Source organism: Streptomyces africanus, from assembly GCF_030816955.1.
GTDB lineage: Bacteria > Actinomycetota > Actinomycetes > Streptomycetales > Streptomycetaceae > Streptomyces > Streptomyces africanus.
Genome location: NZ_JAUSYP010000001.1, coordinates 7,531,687 through 7,545,974, shown reverse-complemented (window position 1 = coordinate 7,545,974; position 14,288 = coordinate 7,531,687). Strand labels below are relative to the sequence as shown.

Annotated in this window: 11 protein-coding genes; 9 read left to right on the top strand and 2 right to left on the bottom strand. The window is 71.2% G+C overall.

The genetic code is table 11. The features are described from left to right. Window positions 1–14: 14 nt before the first annotated feature. Genes QF034_RS34625 through QF034_RS34615 form a run of 3 tightly spaced genes read left to right on the top strand, consistent with a single transcriptional unit; the run spans window position 15 to window position 3,519 of the window. Window positions 15–1,364: an MFS transporter gene (locus QF034_RS34625; protein ID WP_307178621.1), complete on the top strand. Its 1,350-nt coding sequence runs from the start codon at window positions 15–17 to the stop codon at window positions 1,362–1,364. Beyond that, entirely contained in the window at window positions 1,361–2,731 is a 1,371-nt protein-coding gene (locus QF034_RS34620) for an alpha/beta hydrolase family protein (RefSeq protein WP_307178620.1), read from the top strand. Before QF034_RS34625 ends, QF034_RS34620 begins: the two co-directional genes overlap by 4 nt. Next, window positions 2,728–3,519, top strand: coding sequence for an IclR family transcriptional regulator (locus QF034_RS34615; protein ID WP_307178619.1), 792 nt, complete (start codon window positions 2,728–2,730; stop codon window positions 3,517–3,519). Before QF034_RS34620 ends, QF034_RS34615 begins: the two co-directional genes overlap by 4 nt. Before the next feature lie 57 nt (window positions 3,520–3,576). Here the strand turns inward: QF034_RS34615 and QF034_RS34610 are convergent, their stop codons facing one another. Continuing rightward, window positions 3,577–4,032 carry a VOC family protein gene (locus QF034_RS34610; RefSeq protein WP_307178618.1) on the bottom strand — a complete coding sequence of 152 codons (456 nt, stop codon included), beginning with the start codon at window positions 4,030–4,032 and terminating at the stop codon, window positions 3,577–3,579. A 203-nt stretch (window positions 4,033–4,235) separates the two neighbouring features. Between QF034_RS34610 and QF034_RS34605 the strand changes: the two genes are divergently transcribed. Continuing rightward, entirely contained in the window at window positions 4,236–5,630 is a 1,395-nt protein-coding gene (locus tag QF034_RS34605) for a glycoside hydrolase family 16 protein (RefSeq protein ID WP_307178617.1), read from the top strand. A 76-nt stretch (window positions 5,631–5,706) separates the two neighbouring features. Here the strand turns inward: QF034_RS34605 and QF034_RS34600 are convergent, their stop codons facing one another. Further along, window positions 5,707–6,594, bottom strand: coding sequence for a helix-turn-helix domain-containing protein (locus QF034_RS34600; RefSeq protein WP_307178616.1), 888 nt, complete (start codon window positions 6,592–6,594; stop codon window positions 5,707–5,709). A 175-nt stretch (window positions 6,595–6,769) separates the two neighbouring features. On the opposite strand from QF034_RS34600, the gene tkt reads away from it, so the two are divergent. The 5 genes from tkt to pgi are packed head-to-tail and all read left to right on the top strand — an operon-like array spanning window position 6,770 to window position 14,287. Continuing rightward, window positions 6,770–8,845 carry a transketolase gene (gene tkt, locus QF034_RS34595; RefSeq protein ID WP_307178615.1) on the top strand — a complete coding sequence of 692 codons (2,076 nt, stop codon included), beginning with the start codon at window positions 6,770–6,772 and terminating at the stop codon, window positions 8,843–8,845. Between the two features lie 19 nt (window positions 8,846–8,864). Then, a complete protein-coding gene (gene tal, locus QF034_RS34590) occupies window positions 8,865–10,010 on the top strand; it encodes a transaldolase (protein WP_307178614.1) in 1,146 nt (381 codons plus the stop codon). Next, window positions 10,007–11,674: a glucose-6-phosphate dehydrogenase gene (zwf, locus tag QF034_RS34585; protein WP_307178612.1), complete on the top strand. Its 1,668-nt coding sequence runs from the start codon at window positions 10,007–10,009 to the stop codon at window positions 11,672–11,674. Before tal ends, zwf begins: the two co-directional genes overlap by 4 nt. Continuing rightward, a complete protein-coding gene (gene opcA / locus QF034_RS34580; protein WP_307178611.1) occupies window positions 11,671–12,606 on the top strand; it encodes a glucose-6-phosphate dehydrogenase assembly protein OpcA in 936 nt (311 codons plus the stop codon). Before zwf ends, opcA begins: the two co-directional genes overlap by 4 nt. After that, entirely contained in the window at window positions 12,599–14,287 is a 1,689-nt protein-coding gene (pgi, locus tag QF034_RS34575; protein WP_307178610.1) for a glucose-6-phosphate isomerase, read from the top strand. Before opcA ends, pgi begins: the two co-directional genes overlap by 8 nt. Window position 14,288: the final 1 nt, after the last annotated feature.

Below are 14,288 nucleotides of genomic sequence, written 5' to 3'. Positions count from 1 at the left end.
CCCAGGGAGCTCCCGTGCAGCCATCCCCTTCTGCCGCTCAACCCGCCCCTGATTCCCGGCAGTTGCGCCGCGTGGCCGTCTCCGGCCTGCTCGGTACGGCCGTCGAGTTCTACGACTTCCTCGTCTACGGCACGGTCGCCGCGCTCGTCTTCGGCGAGCTGTTCTTCCCCCGGGCCGACCCGGCGGTCGGCACCATCGCCGCGTTCGGCACCTTCGCCGCGGGCTATCTCGCCCGCCCGCTCGGCGGCATCGTCTTCGGCCACTTCGGCGACCGGATCGGCCGCAAGTCGATGATGCTGCTGACCATGGTCCTGATGGGCTCGGGCAGCTTCCTCATCGGCCTGCTGCCCACGTACGACGCGATCGGCGTCTGGGCCCCGGTCCTGCTGGTCGCCCTGCGCGTGGTGCAGGGCATCGCGATCGGCGGCGAGTGGGGCGGCGCGATGCTGATGGTCGTCGAGCACGCCGAGCACGCGCAGGGTTCCCGGCGCGGCCTGTGGTCCAGCTTCACCCAGCTCGGCGCCCCGCTCGGTTCCGTGCTGTCGGCCGGTGTGGTCACGCTCGTCGCCGGCCTGCCCGACGACGAGTTCCGCTCCTGGGGCTGGCGGGTGCCGTTCCTGCTGAGCATCCTGCTGCTGGCCGTCGGACTGTTCGTGCGCCTCAAGGTCGCCGAGAGCCCGCTGTTCGCCCAGGTCAAGCGGCACCCGGTGGACAAGCCGCCGATCGTGGAGGTGCTGCGCCGCCCGAAGCCCGTACTGCTGGCCGCGTGCGTCGGCATCGGCGCCTTCACCGCGCAGTCACTGCTGACGAGCTTCATGATCTCCTACGCCGTCGACGAGGGGTACACCCGCCCGCAGGTGCTGACCGCGGTGACCGTCGCCTCCTGCGTGGCCCTCGTCGTCCTGCCCGCCGCGTCCGCGCTGTCGGACCGGGTCGGCCGCCGGCCCGTCGTGCTCGCCGGAGCGGTCGCCTCGGCAGCGCTCGCCTTCCCCGTGCTGGCGCTGGTCGACTCCGGCTCGCCCGGACTGCTGATCCTCGCCCTCGCCCTCGGTCATGGCGTCGCCCAGTCCACGATGTACGGGCCGCTGGGCGCCCTGCTCACCGAGATGTTCGGCACCCGCGTCCGCTACACCGGCGCCTCCCTCGGCTACCAGGCGGCCACCCTGGTCGGCGCCGGGTTCTCCCCGCTCATCGCCGGCAGCCTCCTCGCCTCGTACGGGGGCGGGAGCACGCCCGTCTCGCTGCTGCTGTGCGCGGGTGCGGCGATCACCGCCGTCACCGTGTGGCGGCTGCGCGAGACGCACACCGACGCCCTCGACTCCCCCGCCACCACCACCCCCACCCTGGAAGGGACCCCGCGTTGAGGATCCGCCTCGCTTTACTGACCGCCTGCCTGTCCCTCGCGACCGCGCTGCCGGCGCAGGCCGCCGGCAGCGCCGACGCCCACCTGGAGGGCGAGCTGTCTTCCGGCGCCGTGTACGTGATGGACGTGCCCGCGTCCTGGAACGGCACGGTGCTGCTGTACAGCCACGGCTACGCCCCGGCCGGATCCCCCAAGCGGGCCCAGAACACGCCGAGTGCTGCCGCCCGGGACAAGCTGCTGGCCGAGGGTTACGCCCTGATCGGCTCCTCGTACGCGACGAACGGCTGGGCCGTCACCGAGGCGGTGCCCGACCAGCTCGCCACGCTGGACCTGTTCACCGAGAAGTTCGGGGCGGCCCGGCGGACCCTGGCCTGGGGCACCTCGTACGGCGGTTTCGTCACCACGATGCTCGCCGAGCGGCACGCCGGCCGGTTCGACGGTTCGCTGTCGATGTGCGGGCTGGTGCAGGGCGGCGTCGCCAACTGGAACAGCACCCTGGACCCGGTGTTCGCGCTGCGCACGCTCCTCGCGCCGGACTCCGGGATCCGGCTCACGGGCTTCGCCGGCCAGACGGAGGCGGTCGCCGCCGGAAAAGCGCTCACGACGAAGGTCGACGCCGCCCAGAAGACCCCCGAGGGAAGGGCCCGGATCGCGCTCGCCGCCGCCCTGCACAACATCCCCGGCTACAACGACACGTCGCAGACCGAGCCGGGCCCCACAGACTGGCAGGCACAGCAGGCCAACCAGTACGGCGCCGTCCGGGGCCTGCTCCAGATGCCCGCGTTCAGCTGGCGGCAGGAGGCCGAGAGCCGGGCGGGCGGCAACCCGTCGTGGAACACCGGTGTCGACTACACCGCCATGCTCGCCCGCTCCCCGCTGTACAAAGAGGTGACGGAGCTCTACAAGGAGGCGGGAGTGTCCTTGCGTACCGACCTCTCGGCCCTGGGCCGGGCACCCCGGATCTCCGCCGATCAGCCGGCCGTGCGGTGGATGCGGAACACCAGCGTGCTCTCCGGCCGGCTCGCCGACCCGCAGCTGAACATCCACACGACCGGTGACGCGCTGATACCGGTGCAGTCGGAGAGCGCCTACCGGCGGGCGGCGACCGCGACCGGCTCCGCACCGCTGTTCCGCCAGGCCTACGTCGACGCCCCCGGCCACTGCACGTTCACCCCCGGCGAGACCCTGGCCGCCCTGCACACCCTGGAACACCGCCTGGACGCGGGCCGCTGGGACACCTCACCCGCCGCCCTCAATTCCCGTGCTACTACGGCAGATCCGGCAACGGCCCCCCGCTACGTCGGGTACCGGCCGACCGCCTACCCCCGCCCCTACGACCTCGCCCATCCGGGAGACACCCGGCCATGACCGCACTGCCCCGAGTCCTGGACTCCGCTCGTACCGGGGGCGCCCCCACCGCGACCGACCGGCTGCTGTCCGTCCTCGCGGCCTTCGACCACGAGCACCCGGCCCTGTGCCTGACGGACATCAGCCGGCGGGCCGGGCTGAGCCTGACCACCGCGCACCGGCTGGTGGGCGCGCTCACCGAGTGGGGAGCCCTGGAACGGGACGAGTCCGGCGTCTACCACGTCGGGCTCCGGCTGTGGGAGATCGCCGCACTGGCGCCGCGCGGCCTCGCCCTGCGGCAGATCGCGCTGCCGTACCTGGAGGACCTGTACGAGGCGACGCACGAGAACGTGCAGCTGGCGGTGCGGGACGGCTCGGACGTCGTCTACATCGAGTGGCTGTCGGGGCGTTCGGCGGTCGGCGTGCACATCCGCGTGGGCGCGCGCTGGCCGCTGCACGCCACCGGGGTCGGGCTCGCCCTGCTGGCCCACGGGGACCCGGAGTTCCAGGAGGAGTACTGCGCGGGCACGCTCGCGTCCTTCACGCCGTACACGATCACCGACCCGGCGCGGCTGCGGCGGGAGCTCGCCGGAGTGCGCCGGACCGGCGTGGCGGTGAGCGACCGTCAGGTCACGGAGGACGCCCTGTCGGTGGCCGCTCCGGTGCGCACGGCGGACGGCTCGGTGGCCGCCGCCGTGTCCATCGTGGTGCCGCACGCCGACGCCCAGGTACCGGTGCTGGTCCCGGCGGTCCGGGTGGCGGCACGCGGGATCTCCCGGGCTCTGGGGTGGCGGCCGGAGCGGGCCTGAACGGGTGGGTGCAGCACTTGCCGGGCATCGGCTCTCCGGCAGAGCGATCGGTGGCACTCAGCCCACGCAGAACTCATTGCCCTCCGGATCCCGCAGCACGACGCCGTAGTAGTCCATGTCCGGTTCGTCCATGACCCGCAGCACGGTCGCTCCGGCCGCGGTCAGCCGGTCCACCTTCGCCGTGACCCTCCGGGTGCGCTCCGGCAGGGGAACGCCTCTGCCGCCGCCGGCCTTCAGGTCGAGATGCACCCGGTTCTTGACGGTCTTGCCCTCCGGCACCTGCTGGAACCAGACGCGGGGCCCCTGCCCCTCCGGGTCGACGATCGACTCGGGGGTCTCCCCCGAACCCTCGGGCAGTTCCTCCGCGGGCACCCCCATGTCCTCCCAGTAGGCCCGCCAGGTGGGGTGCCCACCGGGGGGCGGTTCCGGCACGTATCCGAGGGCCTCGGCCCAGAAGGGCACGAGCTTCGCCGGGTCGGCGCAGTCGATGGTCAGCTGCAAGGTGACATCCATGCGGTGAGCATCGCAGCAGGGTCTGACAACGGCCCCCGACAACCTGGTCGGCAAAGCCCGTTCAGGACGTGCACTCATCGACCGCCCCGCACTTTTCCCGGCTTCACCTCTTGACGACCCGGGTGACGTGGAGCACATTGACGACACTCTGAGAGCGCTCTCACGTTCCCGCACCCGTACCCGTATCCGAGAGGCATCCCCACATGAGTGACACCTCCGGCAGACCCCGCGCACGGCGCCCGTTCCGGCGGGCGCTCGTCGCCGTCGTCAGTACGCTCGGCCTCGCCGCCGTCGCCGCCACCGCCGCGACGCCCTCCGCGAGCGCCTCCGCCCCGCCGCCCCCGTCGGGCTGGAACCAGGTCTTCCTCGACGACTTCAACGGCCCGGCCGGCAGCGGCGTCAACACCTCCAACTGGCAGTACGCCACCGGCAAGGGCTACCCGGGCGGCCCCGCCAACTGGGGCACCGGCGAGATCGAGACGATGACGAGCAGCACCGACAACGTCGCGCTCGACGGCAACGGCAACCTCCGCATCACCCCACGGCGGGACAGTGGCGGCAACTGGACCTCCGGCCGCATCGAGACCAACCGCACCGACTTCCAGCCCCCGGCCGGCGGCAAGCTCCGCGTGGAGTCGCGCATCCAGGTGCCGAACGTCACCGGGGCCGCGGCCAAGGGCTACTGGCCCGCGTTCTGGATGCTGGGCTCCCCCTACCGCGGCAACTACTGGAACTGGCCGGCCGTCGGCGAGCTGGACATCATGGAGAACACCCAGGGCCAGAACACGGTGTTCGCGACGATGCACTGCGGCACCTCGCCGGGCGGCCCCTGCAACGAGACCAGCGGCATCGGCAGTTCGACCACCTGCCAGGGCACCACCTGCCAGGCCGGCTTCCACACCTACCGGATGGAGTGGGACCGCTCGACGAGCGTCGAGGAGATCCGCTTCTACCTCGACGGCGTCAACTACCACACCGTGCGCGCCAACCAGGTCGACGCGACGACCTGGCGGAACGCCACGGACCACGGCTTCTTCATCATCCTGAACGTCGCGATGGGCGGCGGCTTCCCGGACGCGTTCGGCGGCGGCCCGGACGCGGGGACGCAGCCCGGTCACGCGATGGTCGTCGACTATGTCCAGGTCCTGTCGTCCGGCGGCGGCACCACGCCTCCTCCGACCGGCAACCGCGACGCCTACTCCACCATCCAGGCCGAGTCCTACGACGGCCAGTCCGGTGTGATGACCGAGACGACGTCCGACTCCGGCGGCGGTCAGAACGTCGGCGCGCTGGCCAATGGCGACTGGCTGCACTTCAAGGGCGTGAACTTCGGCTCCACCGCGGCCCGGCAGTTCAGCGCCCGGGTCGCGAGCGGTGCGGCCGGCGGCGTCAGCGGACTGGTCGAGGTGCGGCTGGACAGCCGGAGCAACGCGCCCGTCGGGAGCTTCGCCGTGGGCAACACCGGCGGCTGGCAGTCATGGCGGACCGTTCCGGCGAACATCGCCTCCGTGACGGGCACGCACGACGTGTATCTGACCTTCACGAGCGGGCAGCCGGCGGACTTCGTGAACGTCAACTGGTTCACCTTCGGGCACTGACGATCCCCGGCAGGGGGCTCCACGCGCGCGTGGAGCCCCTTTTCGCTGCCCGGCCTCCGTGTCCTCAGCTGTGTCCTCAGCGCAGTTCCGCCCGGAACGCCGCCGGCGTCTGGTCCGTGTGCTGATGGAAGAACTTGGAGAAGTTCGCGGCGTCGGGGAAGCCGACCGCCGCCCCGACCCGCCCGATCGGCAGGTCGGTGTGGGCCAGGAGCCGTTTGGCCTCCAGGACCACGCGCTTGTCGATGAAGGCCTTGGGGGTGTCCCCGGTCGCGCCGCGGACCGCGCGGACCAGGGTGCGGCGGGAGTAGCCGAGCGCGTCGGCGTAGGCGCTGACGCTGTGGTTGGTGGCGAAGTCCCGCTCCACCGCGTCCCGGAAGAGGGTGAACGTGGAGTCGGACGTCTGCCGTACCGACTCCGCCGTACTGGCGGCGAGATGGGCGAGCCGCAGCAGGAACGCCGTCAGCGTGTGGCGCAGGACGGCGGTGTGCAGGCTCAGCGGCAGCGTCTCCGTGTCCTCGTACTCGCGTCGCAGCTGCCCGAGCGCGTCGCGCAGACCGGCGAGTTGGGCCGCGTCGGGGCGCAGCAGCGGCGGCAGGTCGTAGCGGTACAGGCCGGTGGCCTCGACGGTCGCGCGGGGCAGGAAGCCCGGCTGCATGGTCAGCACGGTTCCGCGGTACTCGCTCGTGCGGGAGAAGCGGTGGACCTGCCCCGGGCGGATCCACAGCAGGTCCCCGGCCGTGGCCTCGTACTCGGTGAAGTCGACCATGTGCCGGACCGGGCCTTCGCCGAACAGCAGCACGACGTGGAAGTCGATGCGGTGCACGCGCTCCAGCGGCGCGTCGGCGTGCCAGGTGCGGCCGGTGCCCATCGGGCCGACCTGCATGCCGACGCCGCCGACACTCAGCTCGACCGGGAAGGGGAACGTTCTGATCCCGTCGCCGCCTTGGATGGTTCTGTCTGCCATATCCGCCATATCCGCCATGTCCGCCTCGTGCCGCCCCGTTCGCGCGCCGCGCTGCCTTCGGGTGTCCCACTTTCACCACAGGCTGGCACACGGCGACCTTCCGTCGAAAAAGTCAGACTTTTAGTTTTGAAGACGTCAGACCAGCCACTTCGCTCCTATCGAGGACTTCTTGAAGATGAGCACGCAGACAGCGGACAGCTTCGAATGGACCGAACTCGACCGGCGTGCCGTCGACACCGCCCGTGTGCTGGCGGCCGATGCCGTCCAGCGGGTCGGAAACGGCCATCCCGGCACCGCGATGAGCCTGGCGCCGGCCGCCTACACGATCTTTCAGAAGGTGATGCGGCACGACCCGGCCGATCCGGAGTGGACCGGCCGTGACCGCTTCGTCCTCTCCCCGGGTCACACGTCGCTGACCCTCTACACGCAGCTGTACCTGGCGGGCTACGAGCTGGAGCTGGACGACCTGAAGGCGTTCCGCACGCACGGCTCGAAGACGCCCGGCCACCCCGAGTACGGGCACACCGCGGGCGTGGAGACCACCACCGGCCCGCTCGGCCAGGGCGTCGCGAACGCGGTCGGCATGGCGATGGCCGCCCGCTACGAGCGCGGTCTGTTCGACCCCGAGGCGCCGGAGGGCGAGTCCCCCTTCGACCACACCGTCTGGGCCATCGTCTCCGACGGCGACCTCCAGGAGGGCGTCTCCGCCGAGGCCTCCTCGCTGGCCGGCCACCAGAAGCTCGGCAACCTGGTCTTCCTCTACGACGACAACCACATCTCCATCGAGGGCGACACCGCGACCGCGTTCTCCGAGGACGTGCTGAAGCGGTACGAGGCGTACGGCTGGCACGTCCAGCGGATCGAGCCGCGGGAGGACGGCGACGTCGACGTGCGCGCGCTGTACGCGGCGCTGAAGGAAGCTCAGGCCGAGACCGGGCGCCCCTCGATCATCGCGATGCGCACCGTCATCGCCTGGCCCGCCCCGAACGCGCGGAACACCGAGGCCTCCCACGGCTCGGCGCTCGGCGAGGACGAGGTCGCCGCCACGAAGCGTCTCCTCGGCTTCGACCCGGAGCAGAGCTTCGAGGTCGCCGACGAGGTGCTGGCGCACACCCGTGGGGCCCTGGACCGGGGCGCCGAGGCGCACGCCGCCTGGGACAAGCGGATCGCCGCCTGGCGCGGTGAGAACCCGGAGCGCGCCGCCACGTTCGACCGGGTCAGCAAGGGCGAGCTGCCCGCCGGCTGGGAGGACGCCCTGCCGGTGTTCGAGCCGGGCAAGGCGGTCGCCACCCGTGCCGCGTCCGGCAAGGTGCTCCAGTCCCTCGGCGCCGTCCTCCCCGAGCTGTGGGGCGGCTCGGCCGACCTGGCCGGTTCGAACAACACCACGATCGACAAGACGTCGTCCTTCCTGCCGGAGGGCAACCCGCTGCCGGAGGCCGACCCGTACGGCCGGACGATCCACTTCGGCATCCGCGAGTTCTCCATGGCCGCGGAGATGAACGGCATCGCGCTGCACGGCAACACGCGGATCTACGGCGGCACCTTCCTGGTGTTCTCCGACTACATGCGCAACGCCGTCCGGATGTCGGCCCTGATGCAGCTGCCGGTGACGTACGTGTGGACGCACGACTCCATCGGCCTGGGCGAGGACGGCCCGACCCACCAGCCGGTCGAGCACCTGGCCGCGCTGCGTGCCATCCCGGGCCTGAACGTCGTACGCCCGGCCGACGCCAACGAGACCGCGCTGGCCTGGGCCGAGATCCTGAAGCGGCACACCACCGACCCGGCCCCGCACGGCCTCGCGCTCACCCGCCAGGGCGTGCCCACCTACGAGCCGGACCCGGACGTGGCACGCGGCGGTTATGTGCGCGCCGAGGCGGAAGGCGGCGAGCCGCAGGTGATCCTGATCGCCACCGGTTCCGAGGTGCACCTCGCCGTCGAGGCCCGTGAGCGGCTCCAGGCGGCGGGCGTGCCCACGCGGGTCGTGTCCATGCCGTCCGTGGAGTGGTTCGAGGAGCAGCCCCGCGCGTACCGGGACAGCGTCCTGCCGCCGTCCGTGAAGGCCCGGGTCGCGGTCGAGGCCGGTATCGGCCTGACCTGGCACCGGTTCGTGGGGGACGCGGGACGCATCGTCTCCCTGGAGCACTTCGGTGCCTCCGCCGACGCGAAGACCCTGTTCGCCGAGTACGGCTTCACCCCCGAGAACGTCGTCGCCGCAGCCCGGGAATCCCTCGCCGCTGCGCGCGGTTGATCCGACCGCCCGAAAGAAGATGATCACTGTGACCGAAGCGACCGCGAGCGCGGGAGCACTCCAGCGCCTGTCCGACGAGGGCGTGTCGATCTGGCTGGACGACCTGTCCCGCCGACGGATCGAGTCCGGCAACCTGGCCGGGCTCGTGGCGACGAGGAACGTCGTCGGCGTCACCACCAACCCGTCCATCTTCCAGGCCGCGATCGGCTCCGGCGAAGGCTACGAGGAGCAGCTCGCCGACCTGGCGGTGCGGGGCGTCACCGTCGACGAGGCCGTACGGATGATGACGACGGCCGATGTCCGGGCCGCCGCCGACGTCCTGCGGCCGGTGTACGACGCGACCGGCGGCCGGGACGGCCGGGTGTCCATCGAGGTCGACCCGCGGCTGGCCCACGACACGGCGGCCACCGTCGCCGAGGCCCGGCAGCTCGCCTGGCTGGTGGACCGCCCCAACGTGATGATCAAGATCCCGGCGACGAAGGCCGGCCTGCCGGCGATCACCGAGGTGATCGGCGCGGGCATCAGCGTGAACGTGACGCTGATCTTCTCGCTGGAGCGCTACCGCGAGGTGATGGACGCCTACCTCGCCGGCCTGGAGAGGGCACAGGCGGCCGGTCTCGACCTGGCGGCCATCCACTCGGTCGCGTCCTTCTTCGTCTCCCGCGTCGACGCCGAGATCGACAAGCGGCTGACGCTGCTGGGCACGGACGAGGCCCTCGCCCTGAAGGGCAGGGCGGCCCTGGCCAACGCGCGGCTCGCCTACGAGGCGTACGAACAGGTCTTCGCCGGGCCGCGCTGGCAGGCCCTGGGCGGTGTCCGCGCGAACCGGCAGCGCCCCCTTTGGGCCTCCACCGGTGTGAAGGACCCCGCTTACAAGGACACCCTGTACGTGGACGAGCTGGTCGCCCCCGGCACGGTCAACACCATGCCGGAGGCCACGCTGAACGCCGTCGCCGACCACGGTGACGTCCAGGGCGACACCGTCAGCGGCGGTTACGCCCAGGCGCGTGCCGACCTGGCGGCCGTCGAGCGGCTCGGCATTTCCTACGACGAGGTGGTGCGGCAACTGGAGGACGAAGGCGTCGCCAAGTTCGAGGTGGCCTGGCAGGACCTGCTGGATGCGGTCACCAAGTCCTTGAACAGCAAGGGAGTTGACGCGGAATGACTGAGGGCATCCCCCAGACGGCCGAGCAGGAGACCATCGGAACCAAGGAGGACAAGGAGGCCCGGGCGGCGCAGGAGGCCGCCGGGGTCGAGCAGACCGGGGTGAGCGGCCGGGCCGCACCGCGCTCGGAGTACGGCGGCACCGACTTCGCCAATCCCCTGCGCGACCCGCGCGACCGCCGTCTGCCCAGGATCGCGGGCCCGTCCGGGCTCGTCATCTTCGGTGTGACCGGCGACCTGTCCCGCAAGAAGCTGATGCCGGCCGTGTACGACCTGGCCAACCGCGGCCTGCTGCCGCCTGGCTTCTCCCTGGTGGGTTTCGCCCGCCGGGACTGGGAGGACCAGGACTTCGCGCAGGTGGTGCACGACGCGGTCCGTGAGCACGCGCGGACCCCGTTCCGCGAGGAGGTCTGGCAGCAGCTCGCCGAGGGCATGCGCTTCATCCCGGGCGACTTCGACGACGACACGGCGTTCAAGCAGCTGCGCTCCGCCGTCGAGGAGCTGGACGCCTCACGGGGCACCAGCGGCAACTACGCCTTCTACCTCTCGGTGCCGCCGAAGTTCTTCCCGAAGGTCGTCCAGCAGCTGAAGAAGCACGGGCTGGCGAACGCCCCCGACGGCGCCTGGCGGCGCGCGGTCATCGAAAAGCCGTTCGGACACGATCTGAGGTCGGCCGAGGAGCTCAACTCGATCGTGCACGACGTGTTCGACCCGGAGCAGGTCTTCCGTATCGACCACTACCTGGGCAAGGAGACCGTCCAGAACATCCTGGCCCTGCGCTTCGCCAACCAGATGTTCGAACCGATCTGGAACCGGTCGTACGTCGACCATGTGCAGATCACCATGGCCGAGGACATCGGCATCGGCGGCCGGGCCGGGTACTACGACGGCATCGGCGCCGCCCGTGACGTCATCCAGAACCACCTCCTGCAGCTGATGGCGCTCACCGCGATGGAGGAGCCCGCCGCCTTCGACGCGGCGTCGCTGCTCACCGAGAAGCTGAAGGTGCTGCGGGCCGTGCGGCTGCCGGAGGACCTGGGCAGGCACACCGTGCGCGGGCAGTACGCGGCGGCCTGGCAGGGCGGTACGAAGGTCCGCGGCTATCTGGAGGAGGAGGGCATCGACCAGGCCTCCTCGACCGACACCTACGCCGCGATCAAGCTCCAGGTGGACAACCGCCGCTGGGCGGGCGTGCCGTTCTACCTGCGCACCGGCAAGCGGCTGGGCCGCCGGGTGACGGAGATCGCGGTGGTGTTCCAGCGGGCCCCGCACTCCCCCTTCGACTCCACGGCGACCGAGGAGCTGGGCTCCAACGCGATCGTCATCCGCGTCCAGCCGGACGAGGGCATGACGGTGCGGTTCGGCTCCAAGGTGCCGGGTACGTCGATGGAGATCCGGGACGTGACGATGGACTTCGCCTACGGCGAGTCGTTCACCGAATCGAGCCCCGAGGCGTACGAACGGCTGATCCTGGACGTCCTCCTGGGCGACGCCAACCTGTTCCCCCGTCACCAGGAAGTGGAAGAGTCCTGGAAGATCCTCGACCCGATCGAGCAGTACTGGGCCACGCACGGCCGGCCCGCGCAGTACGTCTCGGGCAGTTGGGGACCCGCGGAAGCCGACGAGATGCTCGCACGAGACGGACGGAGCTGGCGCAGGCCATGAAGATCGACCTGACCGACACCACGGCAAGCAAGATCAACAAGGCGCTGGTGCAGGGCCGCCGCGCCATCGGCACCCCCGCCGTGGGCATGGTCCTGACGATGGTGATCGTCACGGACGAGGAGAACGCCTACGACGCGATCAAGGCGGCCGAGGAGGCCTCGCACGAGCACCCCTCGCGCACCCTGGTCGTCATCAAGCGGCACGCCCGCACCCCGCGCGACCGCACCCAGTCCCGGCTGGACGCCGAGGTCCGGGTCGGCGCCGACGCGGGCACCGGCGAGACCGTGGTGCTGCGGACCTACGGCGAGGTGTCCGACCACGCCGACTCGGTGGTGCTGCCGCTGCTGCTGCCGGACGCGCCGGTGGTGGTGTGGTGGCCGATGGAGGCGCCGGAGGTGCCCTCGAAGGACCCGCTCGGGGCGCTGGCCCAGCGGCGCATCACCGACCTGTACGCGGTGGAGAACCCCCTGGAGATGCTGGAGACCCGGGTCCGCTCCTACGCGCCCGGCGACACCGACCTCGCCTGGACCCGGCTGACGCCCTGGCGTTCGATGCTGGCGGCGGCGCTGGACCAGGCCCGCGCGAAGGTGATCTCGGCGGCCGTCGAGGCCGAGGCCGAGAACCCGGCCGCCGAGCTGCTGGCCCGCTGGCTGGAGGCGCGGCTGCACGTCCGGGTCGACCGGGTGGTCACCGCCGGGCCGGTCGTGACGGCGGTCCGGCTGGGCACGGAGCACGGCGAGATCGTCATCGACCGCCCCGAGGGACCGCTGGCCACGCTGACCCTGCCGGGCCAGCCCTCCCGCACCCTCGCGCTGAAGGTCCGTGCCACCTCCGAACTCATCGCCGAGGAGCTGCGGCGCCTCGACGCGGACGAGATGTACGCCATCGCCCTGAACGGCGAGGCAACCGAGGAGACCCCTGCTCATGTCTGACACCCCCTCCGGCTCCCCCAAGCTCACGCGGCGGCCCGAGTGGACCGCCCTGGAGGACCACCGCAAGGACGCCCTGCCGCAGCCGGACCTGCGTGAGCTGTTCGCGGCGGACCCGGGGCGCGCCGAGCGCTACGTCGTGCACGTGGGCGACCTGCGCATCGACTACTCCAAGCACCTGATCACCGACGAGACACTGGCCCTGCTCCAGGAGCTGGCCACCGCCACCGACGTGTCCGGGCTGCGGGACGCCATGTTCCGCGGCGAGAAGATCAACGTCACCGAGAACCGGGCCGTGCTGCACACCGCGCTGCGCGCCCCGCGTGACGCGGTGATCGAGGTCGACGGCGAGAACGTCGTCCCGGGTGTGCACGCCGTGCTCGACAAGATGGCCGCCTTCGCGAACCGGGTGCGCTCGGGCGAGTGGACCGGACACACCGGCAAGCGGATCCGCAACGTCGTCAACATCGGCATCGGCGGCTCCGACCTGGGCCCGGCGATGGCCTACGAGGCGCTGCGGCCGTTCACCGCCCGGGAACTGACGTTCCGCTTCGTGTCGAACGTGGACGGCGCCGACCTGCACGAGGCCACCCGCGACCTGGACCCGGCGGAGACACTGTTCATCGTCGCGTCCAAGACCTTCACCACGATCGAGACGATCACGAACGCGACCTCGGCGCGCTCCTGGCTGCTGGACGGCCTCGGGGGCGACGACAAGGCGGTCGCCAAGCACTTCGTGGCGCTGTCCACGAACGCCGAGAAGGTCGCGGACTTCGGCATCGACGTCGACAACATGTTCGAGTTCTGGGACTGGGTCGGCGGCCGCTACTCGTACGACTCCGCGATCGGCCTGTCCCTGATGATCGCGATCGGGCCGGACCGCTTCCGGGAGATGCTCGACGGGTTCCGCATCGTCGACGAGCACTTCCGCAACGCCCCCGCGGAGGCCAACGCCCCGCTCATCATGGGCCTGCTCGGCATCTGGTACGGCAACTTCCACGACGCCCAGTCGCACGCCGTCCTGCCGTACAGCCACTACCTGTCGAAGTTCACCGCCTACCTCCAGCAGCTCGACATGGAGTCCAACGGCAAGTCGGTGGACCGTGACGGGAACCCCGTGGAGTGGCAGACGGGGCCGGTCGTGTGGGGCACGCCCGGCACCAACGGGCAGCACGCCTACTACCAGTTGATCCACCAGGGCACCAAGCTGATCCCGGCCGACCTGATCGGCTTCGCGCGGCCCGTGGCCGAGCTCGGCGACGAACTGAAGGCGCAGCACGACCTGCTGATGGCCAACCTGTTCGCGCAGGGGCAGGCGCTCGCCTTCGGCAAGACCGCCGAGGAGGTGCGGGCCGAGGGCGTGCCCGAGGAGCAGGTGCCGCACCGCACGTTCCAGGGGAACCACCCCACCACGACGATCCTGGCCACCGAACTGACCCCGTCGGTCCTCGGCCAGCTGGTCGCCCTCTACGAGCACAAGGTGTTCGTGCAGGGCGCCGTCTGGAACATCGACTCCTTCGACCAGTGGGGCGTCGAGCTCGGCAAGGTGCTCGCCAAGCGCGTCGAGCCCGCCCTGACCGAGACGTTTGCATCAGCCGCTGACGCGGCGGGCTCCGTCCCCGGTCTCGACCCGTCCACGGCCGCGCTGGTGGCCGCCTACCGCAATCTTCGGGAAGTGAACTGAC